25 protein-coding genes are annotated in these 25,396 nt (G+C 70.5%); 15 read left to right on the top strand and 10 right to left on the bottom strand.

The features are described from left to right. The first annotated feature begins 122 nt into the window (after nucleotides 1-122). Nucleotides 123-698 carry an AAA family ATPase gene (locus IE332_RS31365; protein ID WP_189923059.1) on the top strand — a complete coding sequence of 192 codons (576 nt, stop codon included), beginning with the start codon at nucleotides 123-125 and terminating at the stop codon, nucleotides 696-698. Between the two features lie 162 nt (nucleotides 699-860). Here the strand turns inward: IE332_RS31365 and IE332_RS31360 are convergent, their stop codons facing one another. Then, nucleotides 861-1,772 carry an aminoglycoside phosphotransferase family protein gene (locus tag IE332_RS31360; protein ID WP_229929067.1) on the bottom strand — a complete coding sequence of 304 codons (912 nt, stop codon included), beginning with the start codon at nucleotides 1,770-1,772 and terminating at the stop codon, nucleotides 861-863. A 162-nt stretch (nucleotides 1,773-1,934) separates the two neighbouring features. Between IE332_RS31360 and IE332_RS31355 the strand changes: the two genes are divergently transcribed. Next, nucleotides 1,935-2,174 carry a hypothetical protein gene (locus IE332_RS31355; RefSeq protein WP_189923057.1) on the top strand — a complete coding sequence of 80 codons (240 nt, stop codon included), beginning with the start codon at nucleotides 1,935-1,937 and terminating at the stop codon, nucleotides 2,172-2,174. An 893-nt stretch (nucleotides 2,175-3,067) separates the two neighbouring features. On the opposite strand, the gene IE332_RS31350 is transcribed toward IE332_RS31355, so the two are convergent. Next, nucleotides 3,068-3,607, bottom strand: a complete 540-nt coding sequence (locus tag IE332_RS31350) for a GNAT family N-acetyltransferase (protein WP_189923055.1) — start codon at nucleotides 3,605-3,607, stop codon at nucleotides 3,068-3,070. A 662-nt stretch (nucleotides 3,608-4,269) separates the two neighbouring features. Between IE332_RS31350 and IE332_RS31345 the strand changes: the two genes are divergently transcribed. Then, nucleotides 4,270-6,105, top strand: coding sequence for a hypothetical protein (locus IE332_RS31345; protein WP_189923053.1), 1,836 nt, complete (start codon nucleotides 4,270-4,272; stop codon nucleotides 6,103-6,105). On the opposite strand, the gene IE332_RS31340 is transcribed toward IE332_RS31345, so the two are convergent. From IE332_RS31340 to IE332_RS31330, 4 genes are all read right to left on the bottom strand, one after another. Next, nucleotides 6,042-6,605 carry a peptide deformylase gene (locus IE332_RS31340; RefSeq protein WP_189923051.1) on the bottom strand — a complete coding sequence of 188 codons (564 nt, stop codon included), beginning with the start codon at nucleotides 6,603-6,605 and terminating at the stop codon, nucleotides 6,042-6,044. The genes IE332_RS31345 and IE332_RS31340 overlap by 64 nt on opposite strands. 124 nt (nucleotides 6,606-6,729) lie before the next feature. Then, nucleotides 6,730-6,975 carry a hypothetical protein gene (locus IE332_RS31335; protein WP_189923049.1) on the bottom strand — a complete coding sequence of 82 codons (246 nt, stop codon included), beginning with the start codon at nucleotides 6,973-6,975 and terminating at the stop codon, nucleotides 6,730-6,732. Nucleotides 6,976-7,104: 129 nt separating this feature from the next. Next, the gene (locus tag IE332_RS42040; protein ID WP_268256648.1) at nucleotides 7,105-7,230 is read right to left on the bottom strand and encodes a hypothetical protein; all 126 of its coding nucleotides are present in this window, start codon (nucleotides 7,228-7,230) and stop codon (nucleotides 7,105-7,107) included. Between the two features lie 40 nt (nucleotides 7,231-7,270). Next, the gene (locus IE332_RS31330) at nucleotides 7,271-7,423 is read right to left on the bottom strand and encodes a hypothetical protein (protein ID WP_189923047.1); all 153 of its coding nucleotides are present in this window, start codon (nucleotides 7,421-7,423) and stop codon (nucleotides 7,271-7,273) included. 224 nt (nucleotides 7,424-7,647) lie between these two features. On the opposite strand from IE332_RS31330, the gene IE332_RS31325 reads away from it, so the two are divergent. Then, nucleotides 7,648-8,193, top strand: a complete 546-nt coding sequence (locus IE332_RS31325) for an HD domain-containing protein (RefSeq protein WP_189923045.1) — start codon at nucleotides 7,648-7,650, stop codon at nucleotides 8,191-8,193. Here IE332_RS31325 and IE332_RS31320 read toward each other — a convergent pair whose 3' ends face one another. Beyond that, nucleotides 8,194-8,664, bottom strand: a complete 471-nt coding sequence (locus tag IE332_RS31320; RefSeq protein WP_189923043.1) for an NUDIX hydrolase — start codon at nucleotides 8,662-8,664, stop codon at nucleotides 8,194-8,196. It abuts the gene before it with no gap. Next, nucleotides 8,661-9,410, bottom strand: coding sequence for a helix-turn-helix domain-containing protein (locus IE332_RS31315; RefSeq protein ID WP_189923041.1), 750 nt, complete (start codon nucleotides 9,408-9,410; stop codon nucleotides 8,661-8,663). Before IE332_RS31315 ends, IE332_RS31320 begins: the two co-directional genes overlap by 4 nt. Before the next feature lie 986 nt (nucleotides 9,411-10,396). Between IE332_RS31315 and IE332_RS31310 the strand changes: the two genes are divergently transcribed. Both IE332_RS31310 and IE332_RS31305 read left to right on the top strand, forming a co-directional pair. Further along, nucleotides 10,397-10,768, top strand: a complete 372-nt coding sequence (locus IE332_RS31310) for a hypothetical protein (protein ID WP_189923039.1) — start codon at nucleotides 10,397-10,399, stop codon at nucleotides 10,766-10,768. 34 nt (nucleotides 10,769-10,802) lie between these two features. After that, nucleotides 10,803-11,252 carry an ATP-binding protein gene (locus IE332_RS31305; RefSeq protein ID WP_189923037.1) on the top strand — a complete coding sequence of 150 codons (450 nt, stop codon included), beginning with the start codon at nucleotides 10,803-10,805 and terminating at the stop codon, nucleotides 11,250-11,252. A gap of 321 nt (nucleotides 11,253-11,573) precedes the next feature. On the opposite strand, the gene IE332_RS31300 is transcribed toward IE332_RS31305, so the two are convergent. Next, entirely contained in the window at nucleotides 11,574-12,722 is a 1,149-nt protein-coding gene (locus tag IE332_RS31300) for a helix-turn-helix domain-containing protein (protein WP_229929066.1), read from the bottom strand. Nucleotides 12,723-12,725: 3 nt separating this feature from the next. Then, nucleotides 12,726-13,157 (bottom strand): NUDIX hydrolase, encoded by a 432-nt coding sequence (locus IE332_RS31295; protein ID WP_189923034.1) that lies wholly within the window; start codon nucleotides 13,155-13,157, stop codon nucleotides 12,726-12,728. A 177-nt stretch (nucleotides 13,158-13,334) separates the two neighbouring features. Here IE332_RS31295 and IE332_RS31290 point away from each other — a divergent pair, with 177 nt between their 5' ends. From IE332_RS31290 to IE332_RS31250, 9 genes are all read left to right on the top strand, one after another. Beyond that, entirely contained in the window at nucleotides 13,335-14,222 is an 888-nt protein-coding gene (locus IE332_RS31290; protein ID WP_189923032.1) for a TauD/TfdA family dioxygenase, read from the top strand. A gap of 66 nt (nucleotides 14,223-14,288) precedes the next feature. Next, nucleotides 14,289-14,459 (top strand): FxLD family lanthipeptide, encoded by a 171-nt coding sequence (locus IE332_RS31285; protein WP_189923022.1) that lies wholly within the window; start codon nucleotides 14,289-14,291, stop codon nucleotides 14,457-14,459. A gap of 212 nt (nucleotides 14,460-14,671) precedes the next feature. Continuing rightward, nucleotides 14,672-17,656 (top strand): lantibiotic dehydratase, encoded by a 2,985-nt coding sequence (locus IE332_RS31280; protein ID WP_308437627.1) that lies wholly within the window; start codon nucleotides 14,672-14,674, stop codon nucleotides 17,654-17,656. Further along, a complete protein-coding gene (locus tag IE332_RS31275; RefSeq protein WP_189923018.1) occupies nucleotides 17,653-18,909 on the top strand; it encodes a lanthionine synthetase C family protein in 1,257 nt (418 codons plus the stop codon). The genes IE332_RS31280 and IE332_RS31275 overlap by 4 nt, the downstream gene beginning before the upstream one ends. Before the next feature lie 14 nt (nucleotides 18,910-18,923). Next, complete coding sequence (gene fxlM, locus IE332_RS31270) at nucleotides 18,924-21,005, top strand: methyltransferase, FxLD system (protein ID WP_189923016.1); 2,082 nt, start codon at nucleotides 18,924-18,926, stop codon at nucleotides 21,003-21,005. Nucleotides 21,006-21,009: 4 nt separating this feature from the next. Further along, the gene (locus IE332_RS31265; RefSeq protein ID WP_189923014.1) at nucleotides 21,010-22,173 is read left to right on the top strand and encodes a hypothetical protein; all 1,164 of its coding nucleotides are present in this window, start codon (nucleotides 21,010-21,012) and stop codon (nucleotides 22,171-22,173) included. Between the two features lie 635 nt (nucleotides 22,174-22,808). Further along, nucleotides 22,809-23,243: an NUDIX hydrolase gene (locus tag IE332_RS31260; protein ID WP_189923012.1), complete on the top strand. Its 435-nt coding sequence runs from the start codon at nucleotides 22,809-22,811 to the stop codon at nucleotides 23,241-23,243. Between the two features lie 498 nt (nucleotides 23,244-23,741). Next, nucleotides 23,742-24,290, top strand: a complete 549-nt coding sequence (locus IE332_RS31255; protein ID WP_189923010.1) for a flavoprotein — start codon at nucleotides 23,742-23,744, stop codon at nucleotides 24,288-24,290. 350 nt (nucleotides 24,291-24,640) lie between these two features. Further along, nucleotides 24,641-25,276 (top strand): hypothetical protein, encoded by a 636-nt coding sequence (locus IE332_RS31250; protein ID WP_189923008.1) that lies wholly within the window; start codon nucleotides 24,641-24,643, stop codon nucleotides 25,274-25,276. The last annotated feature ends 120 nt before the right edge of the window (nucleotides 25,277-25,396 follow it).

Here is a 25,396-nt window from a genome sequence, read left to right as displayed (position 1 = left end):
GGCATTTCCATGGACATCGATACCGGCCGCGAGAGCCCGGACGGACTGGACGCACTGTTCGAACCTGACGCGCTCGCACAGATCACCGCTGACCGCTCGCCGTCCGCCGTCGGCCGACCGGCATGAGCACCGCGAGCCACCCGACGGCCGGGACGCCTGCGGGGAGCCCGGAGACTCGGCTCGTGGTCGTCCGGGGGAACTCGGCGTCGGGTAAGTCGTCGGTGGCGGCGGGAATCCGGGAGCGGTTCGGCCGGGGCCTGGCCGTCGTCGCGCAGGACAACCTCCGCCGGATCGTGCTGCGCGAGCGGGACCAGCCCGGCGGCGCGAACATCGGACTGATCGACACCGTCGCACGGTACGCGCTGAACGCCGGCTACCACGTCGTCATCGAAGGCATCCTGTACGCCGACCACTACGGCGAGATGCTCACGCGCCTGGTGGCCGACCATCTCGGCGTCACCTGCTGCTACTACCTCGACATCCCGATCGACGAGACGTTCCTGCGGCACGCCTCGAAGGCCGATCGCGAGTACCTGGCCGCCGTCACTGAGCGGGAACTGCGCGACTGGTACCGCGAGCACGACGTTCTGCCGGGCGGCATCGAGACCGTCATCGGCGGCGACAGCACCCTCCGCGACACAGTCGAGCGCATCATGCGGGACACCGCGCTCTCGGAGCTGCCCACGCGCGACAGCTAGCGGCAGCTGTCGCGCGCCGTGTCCGCGCCATTGACCGTTCCACCCCGGCAAGGAGCCCCCGACGCACGGACCGGCGGCTGTCGGTCGGCATCATCGCCCACGGCCCGGACACCGACCTGGTCACCGTCCAGATCCACCGGCTCACCACCGCGTCCGGCTGACTCAGCCTCGATCGGTGAGGATCCCCGAGAGTACGCGTCGCGCGTCACGGGCGTCGGCGCCGTCCTCGCCCAGGCTGTCGGCGCACGAGACGAGCGTCTTCCACAGCGCCCATCCGCGTCCGCGCGCCCACGTCGCGTCGTCGACGCCCAGCCGCTCCCGGAACACGTCGCGGCCGTCGGCCGAGAGCAAGGTCCACGCGATCGCGAGGTCGCAAGCAGGGTCCCCCACGCCGCACGTACCGAAGTCGATGACGGCGGCGAGCCGTCCGTCCTGAAGGAGCAGGTTGCCCTGGGCGAGGTCGCCGTGGAACCAGACGTCGGCCCCGTCCCACCGCGCTTCGAGTGCCTGAGTCCACAACTCATGTGCCGGCGCGACGTCGATGTGGCCGCGCAGCTCGTCCAGCGCACCGAGCGCCAGCGCCTCGTAGGTCCGCAGCGTCGCTCCACGGAACCAGTTGTGCTTGCCGGGCTGTGGCCCTTCCGAGGCGTCGACGTTCCGCAACGCAGTGACGAAGTCGGCCAGGTCCCCGGCGAAGCGGATCGGATCGGCGACCGACCCGAACGTCGCGGGCGTGCCGTCGATCCACCCGTAGACCGACCACGCGAACGGGTAGGCCGCACCAGGACTCCCCTTCGCCAGCGGCACCGGGATCGGCAACGGGAGAGCGGGTGCCAGCTCGGGCAGCCAACGGTGCTCCTTCTCCACGGCCAGGGCGTACTCCTCCGCGCTGGGCAGGCGGAGCAGCATGCTGTCGCCCAAGCGGAAGGTCCGGTTGTCCCAGCCGCCGTTCTCCACAGCCGTCACCGGCAGTGCGGCCCACTGCGGGAACTGCTCGGCCACCAGCCGCCCCGCCTGTTCGGCACTGACGGCGACCCGCTGGGGCATGGGCCCAAGATCCGGAACATCGTTCACCAGGTACCCCCTTGTCCAGGCTCCAGTGTGAGCGGACAGGCATCGCTCCACGCGAGCAGAACCCACCCGATACGGGTTCGGCAACCCGCCCGACGGCCGGTTCCGCGTGATCTCGGCGCAGTGGTCCAACGGACTGTCGCGGAAGGACGCCTACCCGCGCTCGTGGTCGTCCACGACAGCGAGGGCGAGGGCGAGGGCGAGGGCGACTGGCTGATCGGGGACGGTATCAACGATCCGAACCTCCCGGATACCAGTGGTGTGTACTGCCTGGCGTGCCTGGTGGAGGAGGACGCCTCCGTCTCTGGGACTGCGGACCTGCAGCCCGGCTGCGCGGCCTATCGGGACGAGCCTGGCCTGGCCTGGACGATCGAACCGTTCCGCTACGAAGACGACGAAGGCTGAACGCCAAGCTGACGAAGGTCCGGACGTGGGCGCACTCTCACGGAAGCCGGCCGCCGGCAGCCGTCGTTCCTCCGACCTGCGGACCGCCCACGAACGCAGACGAGGCCCGGTACCCGGGTGGGTACTGGGCCTCGCCTCAGTGGAGCGCCAGGCCCGGGTCGCACAGACTCTTCCTACTGAAAGTAGGACGTGCTCTGGTAGCACCGCTGACGCCTGACGAGGAATCATCTCCCTCGCGACAAGAAGAATATTAGCAGGTCAGCGACCCTTCATCGACGGCGGTCACGGGGGAGCCCCGCACTGAGCCGACCGCCTGGCGGAAGCCGGACGGGGCGGTGGCGTCGCGCGGGGGGACAGGGGCGCCACCGCCATCGGCGTACGGGGTGCCTTGCCGCCGCTTGCGCCGTCACCCCTGCCGTCGCCGCAGAAGCAGAGCGGGGCTACACAACGCGAGGCGGAGGTGGGCTCGAACGGACGCCTCGGCCGAATCACTGGCGGCCGACCTGGAACTGGCCACGGCAGAGCTCAGAATCCTGCGCGCAGAGCGGGACCGGCTCAAGGCAGGCATGGCTCAGCTGCGGGAGCCCGATGCCGGGCGTGATCGGCTGCGTTGAGTGAGGAGCTGAAGGAGACCGAGGAGAAACCGGAGTCCACGCTCGAGGAATGCCGTGGCCACCGGGTCCTCCCCTGCCGGATCCCTGACTGACAGGTTCTCGGCGTGAGTGGACCCGGCTCCGAGGACTCCAGCTTGCAGCGCCTGCTCGCGGATCTCCGCTCGCCGGCACGTCGCTCGTTGGCGGCGGGCGCTCGTGCTCCACGAGGTCAAGCGGCGGCGGCCGAGGCCGGCGACCTGTTGTCGGTGGCCTCGCGGATCCGCGCTGTCGAGTACGAGATCAACCGGACGGCGTGACCGGGGACCGAACGCCGAGCCACTGCTCAGCGCCCCAGGCCTGGTACCGCTCCACCTCGGTGAACCCCAGCTTCGCCGCGAGGCGCATCGAGCCGACGTTGGCGGTCTGGGTGGCGAGCACCACCGGCTCACCGGGAAGGACATCGGCGAGCCAGTCGAGTGCCGCCGCGCACGCCTCGGCGGCGTACCCGACCCCCCACGCCCGCGGCAGGAACAGGTAGCCGAGATCGGCCTTCCCCGCGGCGGCCGGGCGATGGTGCTCCGGCGCCCTCCTGAGCAGGATCTGGCCGATCATCGACCCGTCGAGCTCGACGACGAAACTCCCCGGCCACCGCTCGGGCACCTCGGGCATCTCACGCTCGAGCTCGTCACGCGGCCGGGGGCCGCCGAGGTAGGTGTGCGCCTCCTGCGAGGCGAGCAGCTCGATGAACACCGCACGGTCCCGGGCCTCGGGCTCACGGAGCACGAGACGCTCGGTCCTGATCGGCTCAGGTGGCCAGACGACGGGTCCGAGTCCGGTCATGGCGGGCGATTCCTCTCGACGGCGGCGACACCAGGAGACGGTGCCGCAGAGGGGGATGCGTCTGACGAGTGGTCCAGTTCCGGGCGACGGGTCCGCCAAGCCGTCGCCGTGCCCGGTGGACCGGCCCTGCCGTTCGGTGGCAACGGCGACGTGGTCGCGCTTGTCGGAGCCTTCAGCTCCGAACGTTGCCTCCGGCATCGCCGACGTGGTCGAGTCCTCCCCGCACCCGCGGGGGTCAGCCGCGGATCTCGTCCTGGAGACGCACGGTGGTGCCGTCCTCCCCGCACCGGCGGGGGTCAGCCGTGATCCATGCCTGCTGGACCACCGGCTCACGCGGGCCACAGCATTCGCGTCGTCCAACGGCAACTCGGCATGACCAACCGAACGGTCGAGCTCGCGGCCGACGCCTACGTCGCCGCAGGATGATCCGACTCTCCCGCCGGAATGACGCAAGGACCATCTGTCTTCGCGGCCCCAGTTGCTCTGCGACACCCGCTCCGCGTCCCGTTCCAGGGTTCCAGGATCGACCCGTTTCCCCTGGTCAGAGCCGGTCACTCCGTTCCACCTTACCCATCGTGCCGACGGCGCTGGCGGCCGGGCTGCGGGAGGGTGATCTTGACTGATCGGACCGCACAGCCACGTCGCCCTGGAAGAATCCCGGCATGGCACGCACCCCCCGACCGCGACCGGACGACGAAGCACAGCTTCGCCTCACACCTGCCGAGCGCGAGAAGCTCAAGGCAGTAGTACTCGACGCGAACGCCTACGGGCACGCACGACCCGACCTGGACCGGCTCGCGCGCTGGGCGCAGCGCCTCGCCGCGATGGGTGTCGAGACCTGGGTGCCGGAACCCGTCGCCTGGGAGTGGGCAGAACACCTGGTTCGCGACTGGGAGGTCATGAAGAACGCGGCCCGCAAGGAGCGGGGGCGGCTTGAGAGTGCCGGCCTGGAGGTACCTGCACCGCTCGGCTACCCCACCCGCGACGATGTGATCGCCGCAGTGCTCACCAACCTTTCGAAGATCCCGGGTGTGAAGGTCATCGCGCTCACTGGCCGTAGCGCGGTTGAGGGGCTGAAGGACCAGGTGCTCCTACGGCGCCCGGCAAAAACGAAGGGCGAGGGAGACAAGGCGACCAAGACGGGGGCAAGCGACAGCGCCTGGCTCCGCGACGTCTTCGACCTGGCCGAACCGGACGAGATCCTCATCGTCACCAGCGACGGAGACGTTCAAGCCGCGTGCGAGGCATGGGGCAAGCCCGTACCCAACCTGCGATCCCTGGCCCAGCTGCGATCGACACTGTTCGACTTCAAGGTCGACGACGGCCACGCGCGCACCGCGATCATTCGCTACCTGACCGAGCGCCTCCCCATTGACCAGACCGATCAGGACGCACTCGACATCGGCCGTATCAGCGGTCTGGAGGCCGCCTACGCCGCCAAGCTCGAGGACCGGGACGACGGCACCGCGAGCGTGTACGGGGCCGAAGTAACCGAGCTCGTCGCTCTGGCCGGCATCGGGGTCGTCCGTGTGCAGGTAGATGAAGTGCCCGAGGATGCGCCGACCAACGGCTGGGTCGATCCGACAGATCCTGGAACCGCGCATCCGGAGATCGTCGACGCGGTGGTGTTCTTCCTGGCGACCGGAGAAGCCACTCTCCAGCAGGTGCCACAAGCCGATGACCTTGAAATGCGGGTCGCCACGATCGGCAACGTCCTGGTGCGCGCCAACCTCACCTTCGAGTTCTCCGACGGGGTCATCAGCGAGATGTCGGCCGACACCGACGCCGCCGCCATGCTCTTGGAAAGGGCCTTCGACGAGAGCTACGAGTTCGAGGAAGACTTCATGACGGCCTTGGCCATGGTCCCCGGCGTCACCTTTGACGAGGGAACCTTGGAGGACCACCAGAGCTTCGATGTCCCGGGCACGGACGCGCACATCGAGGTCAGCGTGACCCGGGACGGCGAGGACTGGACGGCCGAGATCGACCTCTGGCGCGGCCAGTCCGACGACGAGGCGCTACGGAGCTTGGACGGAACCATCGGCGTAGAGTGCCGGTACAACACCGACTCGTGGCTCGGCGGCGGCAGGGACGGCTTCCAGGGGCCCGAGGCTTTCCCCGTTGGCGTGTACGGCAACGGACTGCACCACGGGCACAGCATCTGGTCTCTCTCCGCGTGGCTGCTCCAGACCATCACCTGGCCCAGGTTCCGGTGCTCGCCGCGGAGATGCAGTCGGCCACGAAGGATGACAAACCCACCGACACGTGAGCAGACAGACGGTTGTCACAGTACTTGCGTCCACGCCACTGTCAGTCATGGTCGAGTGACTACCGGCTCAGAGGGAGTCGTCTTCGACGGCGTTGGGGTTCGTCGAGGGGTGCGGCAGGTTGCCGGTGATCTCTGCGCTTCGGGTCTACGGACCGTGCGGTCGTGTCAGTACGTCCAGGACGTCCCGGTGCCGCGGTACTCCTCGACCGGGATCGGGTGCACGCCCTGACGCATGCGGTCGGTGTAAAGCAGTCCGCCCAGGTGGTCGATCTCGTGGGCGATGAGCCTGGCCAGGCCGAACTCGTAGGTCACGGTGGTGACGGCACCGTCCAAGGCGGTGGCGGTGACATCCATCCGCAGCGGTCGGGGCACCATGCCGCGCACGTCGAAGAAGCTGAGGCAGCCCTCGTACTGCTCGTCCGTCTCGTCGGAGACGGCCGTCACCTTCGGGTTGAGCAGGATGATCGGCTCAGCTCCGGCCGTCGGGGGCAGCACGATGGCGCCGGCGCGCGGGATGCCGATCTGCGGGGCTGCGATGCCCATGCCCTTGGCGAAGGAGTGGACGCGGCCGATCCGGTCGATGGCGCCGAACAGCTCGTCAATGACCGCCTGAGCGGCTGCGGCCTCCGTCGGCAGGTCGAACGGCTCGGCTGACCGGTGGAGGATCGGAGTGCCCTGCTGAATCACGCCGAGGGACCGCATCTGCTGGCTGGGCCGCACCAGGCTCACCTGGCCTCCTTCGTCCGCTGTGGGGTGGAGCGGAAGCGCTATGGGGCCTGACAGTCTCGATCAAGAGTGAAACGTGGTTCCACTGACCCATCTGCCTCCGTCGAACCCGAGGAGACCGGGGTGGTCAGCTCAACTGCTGCCGGGCAGCCTTCTTGGCCTCCACCTTCGCCCGCACAGCCACCGCCTTGGGGGAGTCGCCGTACCACCACCACGTGTACCCGGCGATCGCCAAGAACAAAGCCACGAAGACGAAGAAGAGCGGATTGACCCCAAAGTGCCCGCCTCTGGCCAGGCCGAAAAGGGTCGAGCAGGCGAGGACGATCGCGCCTCTGAGCAGGACACCCAGCGTCTTCTTGGTGCGGAGATTCATGCCGCGCACTGTAAGGCCCCGCGCCAAAGTTGACCAAGTGTCACGACAGAAGGGGAATACCGGGGCTGATCTGCCAAAACGCCGCTATTCGATCACCAACGCGAACCCCCTCCGCTTGCTCGGCCGCGCTCAAGCGATGCGGGTGTAGCTGTGCCGGTCGGGCGCGGGGTGGAGGCGTTCGCCCTCGCGGGCGGCGGCGCAGAAGCGCCATTCGAGGCGGAAGCGGGCGTGCACCGACGAGTCGTCGGTGGCCAAGGCGAAGTGTCAGCGCTCACCGTCGTTGCGGCAGCCCCGCTCAGCCACCCATGTTCAGGAGCACGTCGCGGTGCTGCCACGCCAGCTGAAGCAGCGCTGCTCCCGCCGGCTGCATCGGCTCCCTCATGGTCAACCGCTCCACCTGCTCGGCCGTGAACGGAATCCCCACTGCCTGCCCGGTGCTGTCCTCCAACTGCACTGAGTGAGGCCGAGCTGGTTGACCTCACCGGTGCTGGCCGGAGGTTCCGGCCCCCTGACTTACCACACCCTCAAGACCGCCGAGAGGATCAGCGAACTGACCACGACGCCCCTCGCAGCCGCCATCTGAATCCACCCCACGGAGGCAGGCCGTCGCCCGCGCACCGCCAGGAGATAGCGAACCGCTGTTGCGATCGGATCGTCCCTTAGCCTGGGGCGATGAAGCTGAGCACCGCCTGTCGGGTCGCCGAATCGCTTCTCACGCAGTTGCCTTCGCGCTGGGCGCACTCCTGTCAGGTCCTGGAACAGGCCAGACGTCTCGCACCGGTGCTTGGAGCGGACACCGAGCTACTCTCGGTTGCCGCGGTCCTCCATGATGTCGGCTACGCCCGGGCCGCCGTAGACACCGGTCAGCACATGATCGACGGCGCCCGGTTCCTCGACCGCCTCGGCGTCGATCCGACAGTCTGTTCACTCGTTGCCTACCACTCCTCCTCGGAGTGGGAGGCTTCCGAGCTCGGCTTGTCCGCCGAGCTCGCGAAATTCCTCAGGCCGCCGTCCGAGCTACTGGACGCGATCACCTACTGCGACCTCACCAGCGGCCCGGACGGCACCGAGGTCGACCCCGTCTCCAGGCTGGACGAAGTCCTCCGACGGTACGGCCCCACCCACGTCGTCCATCGAGCCGTGTCGACTGCCCGGCCCGCCTTGCTGGCCATGGTCGAGCGGACGAAGAAGCGGATCGCCGAGTCCGACCGGTCGTGATCAACCGATATGCGGGGCAACCTCGTTCAGAAAGCCGTGTCCGAGCCGGAGCCTGGTCGTCGGCGCGATGTCCAGGGACTCCAACTCCTCCCGCGACACCCAGCGAACCTCGAAGGATTCGGTGCTCGCGCTGAGTTCACCGCCGACAGGCCTCGCCCGGAAGCACAGCGAGAACTCCTGGCGCACCTCCCCGTCGGAGAACTCGATCACGTGCCCCGGGTCGCTGTAGGTGCCGACGAGCCCGGTCACCTCGACGTCGATTCCGGTCTCCTCCCGCACTTCGCGAACGACTGCGCCGGAAAGGTCCTCGCCGATCTCCAGGACGCCGCCAGGCATCCCCCACCGGCCGTTGTCGGAGCGCCGCTCCAGCAGGAGTTCGCCCTGGGCGCTGACAACGAAGGCGGTCACGGCGGGAACGATCCGCTGGGCCTTCGGGGCGCGCGGGTCGTCGAAGTAGTCGGTACGGCTCACGATGCCTGCCTCGGTAGGGGAACTGCGCTGGTCCAGACCATTTCGAAGCTGTGCTGGTAGGTCAAGACCAGCTGGGCGCCGGCGACCCGCCTCAGGTGAAGCACCGGCGTCAGCGGGGCGCTCACCCCGTAGACCTGGGTGTTGACGAGGATGTCGTCGTCGAATCTGTAGAGAGAGTTGTGCAGCGTGGAGCAGTGCGCCCGGAACTCGATGCCCGGCGTCCCGTAGAGCGGGCGGTAGAGCTTCATGACCTCGCGCACCTTGTACGCGACGCCTTCGCCGATCTCCTCCTCCTGGCCCCTTCGCGCGATCTCGGGGCTGTCCGGATCACCCAACAGCACGCGGATCCGAACTCCCGACCTCGCCCGGTCCATTAGTGTCCGGTGCCACCTGGGATTCTCCGCGAGGTGCACGCCGGCGTGGACGAGGACCCCGATCTCGGTGGTGGCCCGCTCGGCGAACTGCAGCCACAGATCCGGAGGTACGGACGACCGGTGAGGATACACGTGGACGATCTCGGCATCGGCCTCGTCGAGGCGCTGTCCCTCGGACTTCGCGTCCGGCCAGAGGTAGTCCTCGTCAATCTGCAGCCTGGCCGACGTAGCTTGGCGGTGCCGGCGGTAGGGTTCGCGGTTCTTGAGGATCCAGCGCTCCACCGTTTTGGCGTCCACGCCGCAGTGCTCGGCCAGCTCCTTCTCGGTGACTCCACGGATGACCAGAGCCGACCGAAGGCGTTCGTTCGCCATAGCGCTCCCGAGTGGGACGTCTTGGGACGTACTGAGGTCCTCGGACGATACCGAGGACGTCCCAAGACGTCCACCTCAGACCTGATCATGTCCTCCTCACCACGGGCATTCTGATGCCCCGAAAGCTCGACGCGCAGCAGCGGTCGAGCTGATCAACTCCGCCCATCCGCAGAGGCTCACTATGAGATCGCCCGCCCTGAGCAGCGCCATCGTCGCGCCCAGCAACTCCGGCCACACGGAGATCGGAAGGCGGGGATCGGGAGGAGGTCCGCGGCAGAGCGATGCCCATCCCCATCACCTGAGCGCTGTGCTCGAAACCAGCTGGCTGGCCGGCAACCTCCTGCTCCTCCTCCTGTTGGGCCTGCTCGTCAACCGGCAGCTGGAACGGCAACAGGTCGCGCACGGGCCAGCGCCTGCCCGGTCCACCGTCGACCTCGGAGAGGTATAGCCACGCAACCACCGAACATGGCATCAGCTGTCCTGTCTTCGACAGCGAGGTGGCCGGTGCCTTCGACGCTCGACGGATATCCCCAGTTCTCGTACGGGCGCTGGTCTACTTGGCTGCGGAACTCACGTGGTGGACCGGACCCGGTCCACTTGACGACGCCGCTCCTGGGGAGCTGGCCGACATCTGCCGCGAGGTCCGGGCCACAAGGGCCCGCTCGGCCGACGTCGGAATCGCCGGAGACGCTCTCGCCCAGTGCGAGGAGTTCCTGAGGGCCACCGACAGGCTCCGTGGGGCTGCTCCCGCCGTACGGCTCCGGCATGTGCGCCGTGCCTGCTTCGTGTCTGCGGCCGCGCGCCTTCTCTGCCCTACCCCTCCAACAGCGGCTCCGCCCCGGATCGTCAGAGGCGAGGTGCTCGCGTCCCCGCCGGCATGAATCCGTCCGAGCGTTGCCGGCTAACTCGCTGGCTCATCACGGACGCACGACAGCCGATTCGCTCCGACCTCCGGTGACGGAGGACTACGAGGAAGACGTATAGAGATGACTGAACACGCTCCTCCGCAGCATGCGGTGCCCGCGCGGCCCCTCACCGCCCGGCCCGGCTGGCAGGCCGTCACCGATGCCCTGGCGGATCACAAGGCCGCCGGGGTCCTCACTTGGACCCGCGGCATGGTCCACGACGACGAGCACGCGACCGCCTTCGACCGGCTCGCCGACATCCTGCGGGAGCGCGGCGCCTTCCTCGCCGCCGCCCACCCGGCCACCGCGGCCACCCCGGTCGGCACCGTGCCGCCGCGCCGCTCGGCGGGCGACCGCTGGCGACGGCGCGAGCTCTCGTCGTCGGCCGCCGGTCTGTTCGTCTCTCGTCGCGCGGCGGGACACGGCACCGACCCCAGGAACTCCGGATGCTGATCCGTCCTGTGCCGCACCGCCGACGGGACCGGCGATGACCACCACCCTCGAACGGTCACAGCAGGATCTGGAGGCGCCCCTGGGCGCCCGGCCGGCCCCGGCGACCCTGCGGCTGCCGTACACCCCTCAGTCGGCACGTGCCGCCCGGCGCCTGGTCAACGTCAAGCTCACCGAGTGGGGCTTGGAGGCCTTGGTCGAGGACGCCGAGCTGATCATCTCGGAGCTGGTGGGCAACGCGGCGAAGACGGGCTGCCAGACGTTCATGGTCGTGGCCGTGCGCCGCCCCGCCGCGGGGATTGTGCGTCTGCTGGTCTCCGACGGCTCCGCGTCGATGCCCGTGCGCATCGACGCCGGCCCCTCGGCTGAGTCCGGACGGGGGCTGGACCTGGTCCACCGCCTCACGAAGGCCAAGTGGGGTGTCCAGCTGTGGGCGCGAGGCAAGGTCGTGCACGCCGACCTCGAGGTGCCCAGCGAGATCGCCTGACGGCGTCCCCGGACTCCGCCCGGCGTCCCGTGCGGACCCGGTGCGGGCCGTACGCCCCCAAGGCGTGGGCTGGTTCCGTCCCGTTCCCTATCCACCCGGGCGTTGGGCTGACCGTGGCTCGCACCGCGCTGGAGCACCACTGTACGGCCACTCCGCATGGGGAGTGGCCGCCCTGGCCGCGTCCTGCCCGCACACGACTGCGCGAAGGAGAACGAGGTGCTCGAATCGGTCGGCCGCAAGGTCCCCGGGCAGTGGGGCGTCGACACCGTGACGGAGCAGGTCAAGAGCTTCGCCGGCAGGGTCGGTAGCCCGCTCCGAGCTTTAGGCCGCTATCTCGGCCCTCAGCCGCGCAAGAGCGTCGTCCGCCTGCTCCCGCACCTCGGACAACCGGTGGCTGGCCCGCACGACGCGCTGAAGCTGGTGAGGCAGACGGTGAAGGGTCGCCCCGTCGACCGCGGCGGTCAGCTGCTGCGCTGCTCCGGTCGCGTCTCCTCGTCGCAGAAGTACCTCACCGGCGGTGATAGCCGCAATGATCCGCCACTGGGACGTCGCCGCGAGTCCGGCGGCCGGTGCCTGATCGAGCTGCTGGACGGCTTCCGCGACCCGACCGGTACCCATGAGACCGCGAAGGCGGACCTCGTGGAGGGTGAACTCGGAGAACAGCGCGGTGGGGGCCGTTTCGCCCAAGAGTCGGTGGCCGTCCTCGACTGCCTTGTCGAAAACGGTGGCGTTCCCGGCGGCTCCGGCCGCTCGTGCCAGCAGGACGACCGCCTCAGCGCGTTCGGTGGCGGTGCGGGCCGCGTCGCGGGCCTGCCCGAGCCGATCCAGCGCGCGAAGGTGCAAGCCGGATTTGCGCAGCTCGTTGCCATGGTGGCGCAGCGCGTGGGCGTGCAGGGCGGGATCGCCCAGGCGTCGGGCGACGCTGAGGCCCTTGCCGGTCCAGCGGGCCGCGGTGGCCAGGCGTTCCTCCGGGAGCACGTGACCGAGGGCGACGCCGAGGCCGACGCGGGAGCGGGCGAGCAGGCGCAGGGTGTCGAGGTCGGCGTGGCCGTCGGCGGTGCGGGCCTCCAGACGGGCGACCAGCGGCCACAGCTCCGCGACGGCGGTGGTGGCGTGACCGGCCTGACGGGCGGTCCTGGCCAGGCGCAGTACGGAGTCGGCGAGCTGGATCACGAGTTGGTGGTCTGCGTCGGTGTCGTCGGTGATTCCGAGGCAGTGCGGCGGGAGGCCGAGGCGTTCGGCGAGGTGGCGCAGGGCGCCGATGTCGGTGATCGTGCGCGAGCCGGTCTCGATGCGGGAGACGTAGCTGGTGGAGTAGCCGAGGAGGTCGGCGAGTTCCTGTTGCGGCAGGCCATGGATCTCTCGGTGGAACTGGAGGATCTCGGGCAGGGCGCGGCGGCGCAGGATGTCCTGGGCCCTGGGCGTGGTCCAGTGCCAGCGGATTCCGCCGTGGGGGTCGACCCGGGCCACGGATCAGGCCTGGTCGTGCAGCTCGTACCAGCGGGCGATGGAGTCCTTGTAGCCCTGCGGCATGACCAGGCCGGGCACCTCGTCGCGGTGGAAGAGGCCGGCTTCCTTGTGCTCGTGGCTGACGACCGGAGCCTGGTGTGCGTCGGCGGCGGTGCAGCCGTAGGTGACGATGAAGACCTTACGGCCGGGAATCGGCTCGTACATCCACACGTCCAGCAGCGGCCCGGCACTCGCCGTCCAGCCGCTCTCCTCGTGGATCTCCGTGACCACCCGCTCCTCGGGTGTCTCCGTCCCCTCCAGCTTCCCGCCGGGCAGCTCCCACTCCTGGCGCTCGTTCTTCAGCAGCAGTACCCGCTGCTGCGGGTCGAGCACGACGCCCTTGATGGAGATCGGGAAAGCCGTTGGCACGTAGGGCTGTTCTGTCTGTCCGGTCATCGCTTCTTCCGGGGCGCGCAGGCGGGCACGGGCCTGTCGAAGGTAGCAGTCGCGCGGCGCGGCGACGCCCCACCGGCAGGTGATCGCGCTTTGACAATCTGTCACTTTCCACGAGGACGGTGGGGCGTGGAGAGTGTGTCGCCTCCCGCCCACTCGGCCCCACGAGGGAGATTCACCATGCCGTCGTACGACACCGCCGCCACGAGCGGCGAGGAGTTCACCGCGAGCGCGCTGGTCGGAGCCACGCGCGAGCGAGCCGAATCGGTGCTGCGCGAGCACGGGCTGCTGCGACTGGCCGGGCTGGGCGGGCGCGACGACGTTCTCCTGGCGGTCGGCCGCTTGATGTCCTCGCTGTGGCGGCACCGGGATGCCGACCCGGACGGGTTGACCGCCATCCGCGACACCGGCCGCCACGCGGGGAGGCCGGGCTTCGCCGGCCTCGGGCGCGGCGCCTTGGCCGTGCACACCGAGTGCGCGCAGCACCCCGATCCTCCCCGTCTGCTCCTGCTAGCGTGCACACGCGCCGGTGACACGGGCGGCGAGAGCCTACTGGTGGACGGCCAGGCCGTCCTCGCCGAGCTGGCCGCGCACCACCCCGCCGCTATCGAGGCGCTCTCCGCCGAGCAGGCCGCCTACTTCGGTGGATCAGGCGGCCACTTCGCCCCGGTCCTCCAGCAGCTGCCCGCGGGCCGCTGGCGGCTGCGCCTGCGGCGGGACGACCTCGCCCGGTTCTCGCCGGACGCCGAGGCACACCTGCCCCCTCTGTGCCAGGCCATCGACCGGAACCTCCTGCGGCTTCACCTGGCCCCCGGGCAGGGCGTCGTGCTGGACAACCACCGCATGCTGCACGGGCGCACCGGCTTCTCGGGCGAGCGGCTGATACTGCGTGCGCTGGGTGAACCGCGATCCGCGCTCAGCCCCGGCTTCCCCTCGCGGTGGTCCACGGCGTGCCCCACCGCCCCGTACACGGAAAGCCATGCCGCGGGCACTCCCCACGGACAGCAGGCCCCCGCAGCGCAGTCGACCGTCGACGAGCGGCACTGCCGCCTCACCGTCTCCTGGTGACGCGGGGCGCATCCCCGCGCCCCGGCCCCAGGTCTCGCAAGGAAAACCCAAGAAGGAGGAACATCAATGGCCCAGAAGATCACGGCCGGGCCCCAGGCCGCCACGGCGGTCGTCATCGGCGACGAGTTCGACCTCGACGTCAGCACCGTCGAGAGGACCGACGCGGCGAGCCTGGAGGTGCTCACCGACGACGGCTGCGGCTCGACCTGCGGCGCCTGCACCACCGGCTTCCACTGATCCACCCGGTCGGTGCCGCCGGAAGGAGCGCTCGTTCCGGCGGCACCGACCGACACCTACTGCCGTCATCCGATTCACCACCGAGGTCAGCCATGCGCCGCTCCATTCCTCCGGCTTCCTATCTCGCCGCCGATGTGGCAATCGTCCGCGCTGTCGCCCGTCCCGATCTGCCCGTTCCCGCCTGGCCTGATCTGACTGCCGCCAGTAGCGCCTTGGTCCCCGGGCAGGTCGGGTGGCTGCGCGAGGTGTGGGCCGACGAGGGCCTCACCGAGGCGCTCGCGCTCGCCAGCCCAGTCCTGGCCCGCCAGGTCGTGCAGCTGCTCTCCGCTGGAGAGCCGACGCCGCGCGAGGTCCGTCGCGCCGCGCTCTCAACCGCCCGCTACCTGTTGCGGGCGACCTCTCGGCCGACCCCGTTCGGGCACTTCGCCGGCGTCCAGGCAGCCGGGTTCGGACCCGCCGCCGAGGTGCGCTGGGGCGCCGAGCACCACACCGTCGCGCGGGCCTCAGCCGCCTGGGTGGCCCAGCTGATCCGGCAGTTGGAGCAGACTCCGGCAGTGCTCGCCCGGCTGGAGGTGGTCGCGAACACCACCGCGCACGTGCGCGACGACCGCCTGGTGATTCCGCATCAGCCACTCTTCCGGTCCGGGAGCGGCACGGGTACGGCGGAGGTGAGCCTGCGCCACACCCGCCCCGTCGCGCTCGCCCTGGCCCTCGCCCATCGCCCGATCCTGTTCCGGGCGATGGCCGACAAGCTGGCCTCCGAGTTCCCCACCGCAGCCGACTGGCGGATCGAGGACGCGCTGGCCGAGTTGGTCGCCCGCCGTGCCCTGATCACCAGCCTCCACGCTCCCGCCACCGAACCGGACCCGCTCGGTCACCTGATCGCCGCGCTGGAGAAGGACGGCGCCGGCCAAGTGCCGGAGGCCGCCGGGCTGCTCGCCGACCTGCGGGCCGTCGAGGACGGGATCGCCGGCCATGCTCAAGCGCCGAGTCGCGCCGCCCGTACGGAGATCACCCGGGCGATGGCAGCAGCCGGTCGGCCTGCCATGGCGGACCGACCGGTGCTGGCCGTTGATGTGTGCCTGGACACCGACCTCGTGCTGCCCCGGACCGTCGCCGACGACGCCGCCACGGCGGCCGGCCTGCTCACCCGACTCAGCGCCCTGCCGTTCGGGGCTGCCGCGTGGCGCTCCTACCATCGGAGGTTCTACGAGCGGTATGGCCGGGGCGCGTTGGTGCCGCTGCTGGACATGGTCGCGGACAGCGGGATCGGCTGGCCCGACGGGTACCCCGGCGCCCAACCGGCCGAGGCCCCGCGCTTCGGCGAGCGTGACGAGCTCCTGGCCTCTCTCGCCCAGCGGGCGGCGCTCGACTTGCAGCGTGAGGTCGTCCTCGACGAGCAGATTCTCGACGCCCTCGACCTCGGCCCCGCCGAGGGGCCGCGTCTTCCTCCGCATCTGGAGATCGTCTTCCGCCTCCGGGCCCGCAGCTCGCAGGCCCTGGACCGGGGTCGCTTCTGGTTGGAGGTCGTCTCCGTCGCCCGGGCGGCCGGGGTGTCGACCGGCCGGTTCCTTCATATCCTCGCCCCGCAGCACCGCGCGGCCTTCACCGAGGTGCTGACGAACCTGCCGAGCATGGACGAGCACGCGGTCACCGCTCAGCTGTCCTGCCCGCCGCTGGACGCGGCGACCGGGCACGTGGCCCGCAGCACGGCGACCGGACAGCTCGTCGTCAGCCTCACCGAACACCGCCCGGACACCGATGACCGGGTTCTCCGCCTGGAGGACCTGGCAGTCGGCTGCGACGGCCGACGGATGTACCTGGCCGCGCCCGCGCACGGCGTGCGGATCGAGGCGAGCGCCACCCACGCCCTGAACCTGCGCATCCACACGGCGCCGATGGCCCGGCTGATCACCGAACTCTCCCGCGCCCAGGCCGCGCAGGTCACCCTCTTCTCCTGGGGCGCGCTGGCCTCCCTACCGTTCCGGCCCCGGCTGCGGTACGGCCGCATCATCCTCTCCCCGGCCACCTGGCGGCTGTCCGCCACCGAGCTTCCGCCCCCACGTGTGCCGTCGGCACAGTGGGAGGACGCGCTCCTCGCATTGCTGGACCGGCGCCGGGCACCGCGTCGGATGCTGCTGGCCGCCGACAGCCAAGGCCTGCCGCTCGACCTGGACCACCCCGGCCACCGCGTCCTGCTGCGCTCCCACCTCCACTCCGCGTCGCACGCCGTCCTCGTGGAGACCCCCTCTCCGACGGACCTGGGTTGGGCCGGCGGCCGGGCTCACGAGATCGTCGTCCCGGTCACCGCCACCCGGGCCCCGGCCTGGCCGCGACTGCCCAAGCCCACCACCGCGCGGATCCTGCGGCGCGGCCACGGGGACGCACCGGGCACTTCCCGGGTACTGCTCGCCTCGCTGTACGGCGACCCGGAACGCCAGAACACCGTCCTCACCCGGCACTTGCCCGACCTGCTCACGCGGCTCAGGCATCCGGCCTGGTGGTTCGTCCGGTTCCGCGACCCCCGCCAGCACCTGCGGCTGCGTATCGCCCTGCCCGGCCCGGACGGCTTCGGTCCCGCCGCCGCCGTGATCAGCACCTGGGTCGCCGAGATGCACCAGGCCGGACTGCTGTCGGAGGTCGTGTACCCCACCTCGTACACGGAGACCGGCCGCTGGGGCGAGGGCCCCGCCTGGGCCGCGGCCGAGCAGGTCTTCCGCGCCGACTCCGCCGCCGTCCTCGCCCACCTGTCCCAGCCCGCCCGGCCAGAGCGGCTGGCGCTGCTGACCGCCCACGCCGTCGCCATCGCCGCAGGCTTCACAGGCTCCCCCTCCGCCGGGCTCCACTGGCTCATCCGCAACGTCCCCGCCACACCCCCAGCCGCCATACCCCGGCCGGTCTTCCGCGAGGCCGTGCGCCTGGCCGACCCCGCAGGCGGCTTCGCGGCGCTGCGCACGGAGCCCGGAGGCGACACGATCGTGGACACCTGGGCCGGACGGCACCGGACCCTCGACGCCTACCGCCGCTTCTTCCCCGGCCCACACACCCAGGGGGTCTCGCCGGACGACGTCCTCGGCTCGCTGCTGCACTGCTCCTACGCCCGCGCCCACCGCATCGACTTCGACGACGAGGCCCAGGTCCTGCACCTGGCCCGCGCCGCCGCCTGCGCCCGCCTTTCCCGGGACGGCGACCTGTGAACCCGCACCCCGCCCTCCGCCTGTCCGACCGGATCGCCGAGCTGCTCGCCGCCCCCGACGATGCGCCCACCGGCTGGGCCTCGCGTCCGCAGTGGCGCCAGTCCCTGGCCACCGGTGCCCCTGGCATCGCCCTGCTCCACATCGAGCGCGCCGCCACCGGACGGGGCCCGTGGGAACCGGCCCGTGCCTGGCTCGAGGTCGCGACCGGCGCCCAGGTCACCAGCGGGCCGGAAAGCCACCTCTACTACGGCGCCCCCGCCCTCACCCACGTCCTCGGCTGCGCAGCCCAGGCCCTACCCGGCTCCTACAAGCGAGCCCTCGACCAACTCGACCAGGTAGTGACAGCCGATGCTCTCGCCCGGTGCGAGGCCGCGTTCGCCCGGATCGATGGCGGCGACCTCCCGACCCTCGCGGAGTTCGACACCATCCGCGGCCTGGCCGGCCTCGGCTCCGTCCTGCTGCGCCGGGCGCCGCGCGGGAACGCGATCCGCGCAGTGCTGACCTACGTCGTCCGGCTCACCGAAGACGTGAAGCGCGGCGGCGAGCTACTGCCGGGCTGGTGGACCGCGAGCGGCCCGTCCGGGAAACCCGACGACCGATTCCCCGCAGGACACGCCAACAACGGCCTCGCGCACGGGATCGCCGGTCCTCTCGCCCTGCTCGCCCTGGCTCTGCGCCACGGAGTGGAGGTGGACGGCCAACGCTCGGCGATCGGCACGATCCTGGCCTGGCTGGAGCGCTGGCGTGACCACCACGCCTGGCCGTACTGGATCACCCCCGTGCACCTGCCCCTCGGCGCCCGCGAACCGCTGGCCCCGCAACGGCCGAGCTGGTGCTACGGCACCGCCGGAATCGCCCGCGCCCAGCAGCTCGCCGCCCTCGCCCTCGGCGACCAGCGCCTCCGTCACAACGCCGAGGACGCCCTGTCCGCCGCCCTGCTGGACCCGCCGTCGCTGGCCGCGACCACTGATCTGTCCGCCTGCCACGGCTTCGCCGGGCTCGCCCACATCGCCCACCGCGCCGCCGCCGACGCCTCCCCACGCCTCGCCGCCCGGCTGCGCTCCGCCGCCGCCCTGCTCCTGGACACCGCCCACCCACCCCGTACCGACCCCGGCTCGCAAGCCCGACAGCTGCTCACCTCAGCCGGACCCGGGTTCCTGGAAGGCGCCGCCGGCACCGCTCTCGCGCTGCTCGCCCCCGCCACCGGCGCCGCACCGGCGACCCGCTGGGACGCCTGCCTCCTGACCTCCTGACCGAGGACCCATCGATGACCACCGGCTGGATCCAGCACAACCTCACCTTCGCCGACCGCGACACCGTCGAACAGCTCGCCACCCACCGCCTGGCCCCTGTCCTCACTGCCGCCCAGAACTCCGCCGTGCTGGAGGACTGGTGGTACATCCGCAAGCAGCCGCTCCGGCTCCGCTATCGTGCCGACGCACCCTCTCCCGAGGTGACCGCCCTCCTGGACGGCCTCGTCGGCGAGGGTCTCCTGACCTGCTGGAACCATGAGGTCTACGAACCCGAGACCGAGGCGTTCGGCGGCCCCGAGGCCATGGAGATCGCCCACCGCCTCTTCCACGCCGACAGCCACCACCTGCTCGCCCGCGGCGCCCAGCAGGCGCCTGCCCGCCTCGGCCGGACCGAGACCTTCGTCGTACTGGCCGCCGCCATGCTCCGCGCCGCAGGCCTCGACTGGTACGAACAGGGCGACGTCTGGTGGAAGTTCGCCGCCGAACGGCCCGAGCCGTCCACCCTCACCCCCGAGCGGGCCGCCGCCCTGACCGCCGCGATGCGCCGCCTGATGACCCTCGACACCCGCCGGCTCACCCGCCCCGGTGGACCGCTCGCCGGACGCACCGGCTGGGTCGACGCCTTCGAGAAGGCCGGACAAGACCTCGTCCGCCTGACCCGCGACGGCCGTCTCACCCGCGGACTGCGCGCCGTCCTGGCCCACCTGCTGATCTTCCAGGCCAACCGCGCCGGCGTGCCCGTCGAACACCAAGCCGCCACCGCCGCCCGCGCGTTGGACAGCGTCTTCCACTCCGTCGAGAGCCCCGCGCTCTCGCAGTCCACCATCCGCACAACCACTAGGGTCACCCAAATGACTACTCTCAGCGACAGCTCCGCCACCCCGGCCGCCGAGCAGCTGCGCGACAGCCTCACCGACCGCCTGCTCGCCCGGAAAGACATCACCAGCACCGCGGTGGAACACGCCTTCCGCACCGTCGCCCGCGAGCACTTCCTGCCCGGCTTCCCTCTGGATGCCAGCTACTCCGACAACCCCACCTATACCAAGACCGACGGCTCCGGCACCCAGATCAGCGCCGCGTCCCAGCCCACGATCGTCGCCCTGATGCTGGAACAACTCGACGCCCAGCCCGGCGAGCACATCTTCGAGGCCGGAGCCGGCACCGGCGTCAACGCCGCCTACATGGCCACCATCGTCGGCCCCGACGGACACGTCGTCGCCGTGGACGTGGACGACGACCTCGTCGACAGCGCTCGCAAGCACCTCGCCGACGCTGGCGTCACCAACGTCGACGTCGTCCTCGGCGACGGCGCCCTCGGCCACCCCGACGGCGCCCCGTTCGACCGGGTGATCGCCACGGTGAGCACCAACGAGATGCCCACCGCATGGCTCCAGCAGCTCAAGCCCTCCGGGCGGATCGTCCTGCCGCTGCGCCTGCGCGGCACCGCCAGCCGGGTGATCGCCTTCGAGCGCGGCAAAGACGGCTGGGTGTCGGTCGACGACCAGCTCGCCGTCTTCATGCCGCTGCGCGGGAGCATGGACGACGCCCGCCGCACCGTCCAGCTCACCGACGGGGGCGACGTCACGCTCCAGGTCCACAAGGACCAGGACGAGGCGGTCGACGCCGACCTGTTGACGGGCGTCCTCGACAACCAACGCCACGAGGCCTGGACCGGGGTGGCCATCCCGGCCGGCACCACCTACGAGTACCAGGACCTGTGGCTGGCCCTCACCCTCCCGAACTCCCTGATGCGGATGAGCGTGACCGCCGCCGCCCGCGAGCGCGGCGTGAACCCCATGTTCGGCTGGGGCGCCATGGCCACCGTGGACGCCGACTCCCTCGCCTACCTCACCCTGCGCCCCGGCGAGCCCGACACCGAGGGCCGCGCGACCTTCGAGACCGGCGTGATCGGCCACGGCCCTGCGGGCGCCGCCCTCGCCGACCTCGTCGCCGAACACGTCCGCGCCTGGAACGCCGGTTTCCGCGGCCGGACGTTGCGGTTCGAACTCCCCGACACCCCGGCCACCCCGGACCCGGCCGCCGGCCGCTTCGTCCTGGACCGCCCCCACCACCCGATCACCGTCATCTGGGAGTAGCCTCGTGCACCCGACCGGCCCCGTCGCCCGGCGCTTCCCGCTAGTCGCACGTCACCGGCCCGCGTGCCTGCCCCTCGACGCCCGTGTCGGCCGGCTCTGCGAGCTGGCCGACACGGCCTCCCGGCAGGCCGACCCGGGCCTCGCGTCCACCATCTTCAACCAAGCGGCCCTCCTCGCCTCCGACCTCGCCCTTCCCGGCTACGCACGGGAACTGTGCCACCGCCACGCCGCCCTCCACCTCACCCGCGGCCCGCTCCCGGCGACGAGCGCCATCCGCGGACTTGAGCCGATCATCAACCTCGCCCGCCTCCACACCCGCGCCGGCCGCCACCAGCGCGGCCACCGACTCCTCCTCGACCTCTACCGCGCCGTCACCAGCGGCACCGAGGCCGCCACCGAGGCAACGCTCGACGGCATCACCCTCCCTACCCGCCTCACCGAGACCGACCAGCAGCGCCACGAAGTCCGCCAGTGGCTATGGCGGGTCGTGCTCGCCGACGGCGCCCGCGCCCTCACCTCCGCCGGCCACTGGAGCGATGCCCTGCGACACATCGAGGCGCACCGCGGAATCGGCCGACGCATGTTCGACGGCCGCCAGGTCGCCGTCCTCGCCCGAGCCACCACCAGGGATCTCACCGGTGCCCTCACGCTGGTGGAGGAGACCGAGGCCGGCGCCCCGTGGGAGGACGCCGTCACCGCCGTGCTCACCGCGCTCTGCCGTCCCGGGAACCGACAGGCCGCCGAGACCGCGGTCGACCTGTGCCTCACCTTCGAGCCGAACGAGGGCCTGAACGTGTTCACCACCCGCCTCGCTCTGAGCGCGCTCGACGCCACCGAACCCGACACACCCGCCGCCCGAAACCTGGTCGAGCAGCTGTCCAGCCGAACGGGTGAATCGGGCGACGGTTACGCACTGCGCGACCTCCTCGCGCACGAGGGCGTCCGCCGCCGCCTCGATCCCGGCCGGACAGCCGCGCTCGAACGCTCGCTCGCCACCTGCGCACTGGGCTCCGCCATCCTCCCCGAACCCATCCGCGACCGACTGGAGGAGGCCCTCTCCCACGCCCGGAATGTGCTCGAAAAGTCCCCGTTCACCCCGGGCTCTCCCGGAGGCAATCCACTTGAACAACGCGCCCGGCCAGCACCAACATCGGACGCCGCCCCCTAGAAAATTAATGAACTCCACTCTACGAAAACCGACTTGGCTTCCGGAGCAACTCTTGCCCGCCCCCGAGCCGACCGTGTTTGCAGGCGCTGCGGCGACGACCAGCACCGACCGGCGGGCCGCGCCCGCCCGAGACACTGAGGAGCCCCGCTGATGATCGACTTCGATGTGCTGAGACCGTGCAGGCAGCCGTCGTACGCCTCGACAGGCATACAACGTTCCGCAGAGGGATCCCGTACCCTCGCAGTGCCCATGCCCTGGATAGCCTGTTACCTGGAGGCGAGCCCGGCGGGCAAGTCAGCGGCGTCGTCGGCCTCCGCGTCGTCGGCATCGCCGGCCCTGGCCTCCGGCTAACCATCGCCGGCGGAGGATGCGACCTGGTGCTGCGGTGCGCCCCTGAGACGAACTGGGTTGGCGCGCTCGAAAGCCGATGGCAACGCCCACAGAGCTCGGATGAGCAAGCTATGGAGTACCGAGAATCCCCTAGATCACGGGCCTTGACTCGCTCCCAACGACATCTCTGGGAACGAGGCCTGGTCGGTCTCGAGCCAGCCTCGACTCATCGGCTGGCCTCGGGGCTGGAGCTGCGGTCCCGCGAGGTCCAGATGATCATTCCCGACCATGTGAAGGTTGTTCCGATGCCCGAGAAGGTCACCAAGGAGAAGGTGCTCGTCTACGTCGTGCGCGACGGGCGGCTGCTGGTGTTCCGGCACACCGACTACAGCTACGAGGAGGTCGGTATCCAGGTCCCGGCCGGTGGCATCCGGCTGGGAGAGAGCCCGGAGGCCGCCGCGCTGCGGGAGGCCCGGGAGGAGACCGGCCTGAACGACTTCAGGATCGTGCGCAAGCTCGGCGAGACCGAGTACGACATCAGCCCGTACCGGTTCGAGATCCAGCACCGGCACGTCTTCCATCTAGAGCTCACCGAGCCCACCCCGGAGCGGTGGACGAGCCGGGAGGACCACGACGGCGGGCAGGATCCCACCCACTTCGAGTGCTTCTGGATTCCGTTGGAGGCCGCGCACATCCTCCAGTCCGGCCAGGGCGCCCTGCTGGGACGGCTGTTCGACTGACAGCCCGGTCACGCATCAAGGAAGGCAGCCGATACACCGCACCACCGAACAGCACCACCCGATCGACCGGCTCGTCCGGAGCCCGGGGCCCGGAGCCCGAGAACACCAGCACGGCAGTACCGCTGATCGTCAAGCTCCGCAGGGAGCCCCCAGAAGTCGGCCAGCCAGCCAGCAGCACCGGACGCGAGGCAGGGCAACGGGCCCTCCCTGCACGCGTGGGGGGCATCCGCCCCGCTGGCCCGGTCCTTTCAATGGCCCCTAGAAACCGCCGACTGGCCGGGGCTGGGCGGTTGAGCCGTCACCGGGCCGGCTGGGTCATGTGTCGGAGCTTGCGGGACTTCCTGTTCCGCTTGCCCGCAGTGTCAGGATGAAGTCGGTCACGGCGCGTCCCTTGAGGAGTTTCGGCCCGGTGATCTGATCGAAGCGCCAAGTAATCGGGCACATCACCGAATTCGGCAGGGTTGCCGCCGACCGTCCCCACAAGGTTCGACGACTGCCATGCCCACCACGCGCCCGGTCCTGTACCTCTTCGGCTCCGCCGCCCCGCCGGTCCTGAACATGGCGCAGGTCGTACGCCACGCCCAGTTCAGGGGATGGGAGGTCGCGCTCGGGCTCACCCCGACCGCGGAGAGCTGGCTCCAGGACGACCTCCCCACGCTGAGGCGCCTGACCGGCCATCCGGTGAAGTCCACCTACCGTCGGCCCGGCGACCCGGACGTCCTCCCACCCGCCGACGCGGTCCTCTTCGCACCCGCCACGATGAACAGCATCAACAGCCTCGCCCTCGGCATCACCACCTCCTGGGTCATAGGGTTCGCCGCCGAGGCGATCGGCAAGGGAATCCCGCTGACGGTGATGCCCTGCACGAACACGGCGCTGACCGGCCACCCCCAGTTCCCCCGCAGCGTCGCCACCCTGCGCGAAGCCGGCGTGCGCGTTCTGCTCGGCGAAGGAGGCTTCGTCCCGAACGCTCCCGGCCAGGGGCAGCCGGAGGCTTACCCGTGGGAGGCCGCACTCGCGGCTGTGGAGGAGTCTGTCCGGCAGTGACTCACAGAATGCGGAACCTGGAATGGTCATCGGCCTGGTCACGGTTCCCCATGCCTTCGAGCGGGATGTTCGGGACAGACGGTGGCCGGCCGCTCGAATGGATGAGCGCGGAAAGGGCCGTCAAGGCCCGGGTCCGGCGGCAGCCGGACTTTCGTGATCGGCGCGGTGACACCCACTCGGCATGGTGTGCAGCCGACGACGGTGACCAGCCCGGGCGGCGGAAGCGGCACGGATCGTCAGGCTGCCGGGGCAACCGGCAGCTGGGGTGCGCAACGGCAAACGGTCGAGCCGTGTCCGGCGGAATCGGGCTACCGCAGTCGATGTCAGCGGCGGGTATTACCGTCCAGGGTATGGGCTTCACCAGCGTTTGGGCGATCACCAGCCACCCGGATTCCTTTATCTCCGACCTGTCTCCCCGGTTACTGCCCGCTATGGAGGCGGACCGGTCCCAGCCCCGCGCTCAAGCGCGATGGGAACGTTGGCTGCAGGCGCCGCTGCCCGACTACCGGACGTGGTACAGGAGTTCAGGGCCCGCGTCGGCCGACGATGCCGCGGTGGAATCGTTCCGGGAACTCACCGCCCCAGGGCTCAACGTTGACGCTATGTGCTACGGAGAGGCCGATCCGGACTTCTGTGTCATCGACGATGTGTGGACGGATCAACCGGGTGACGGCCTTTTCGTCTCGGTGAATTCCAAGGAGTACGCGGTCGCATCGCTCTTCCATGCCATCGGCCCGGCCCGCGCCTCTTTCCTTCCGGGCTGGTGCGGCAACTTCCTGCTCACCTCCGCTCAGGTCCGCCAGACCTTGCCTCGCGTGGAGCGAGCCCTCACCTTCACCGAGGCCGAGCGTTCTGCGGCGGATGCTCAGGATTGGCTGCACTACTCGCCCCGGGAGGAGTCCGTCCTTGACGGCCCGCTGCGACTGTGGCGCGCCGCGGCCGAGAACGGGCTCGGCTTGTGCGGCGTGGCGGTACACGTCTCCTGACTCGCTCCCCAACTCAGCCTGCTGGAAGGGCCGTTACGCTCACGTCCTTGGCAGCCAGCCGGTCGAGCCGGCAGGCGGTTGTTCTTGCTGACCGAGCTTCGGATACGGGTCGGTGACCCG

Source organism: Kitasatospora xanthocidica (assembly GCF_014656195.1).
GTDB lineage: Bacteria > Actinomycetota > Actinomycetes > Streptomycetales > Streptomycetaceae > Kitasatospora > Kitasatospora xanthocidica.
The sequence above is the reverse complement of the archived record's forward strand: the minus strand, read 5'-3'. Positions and strand labels throughout refer to the sequence as shown.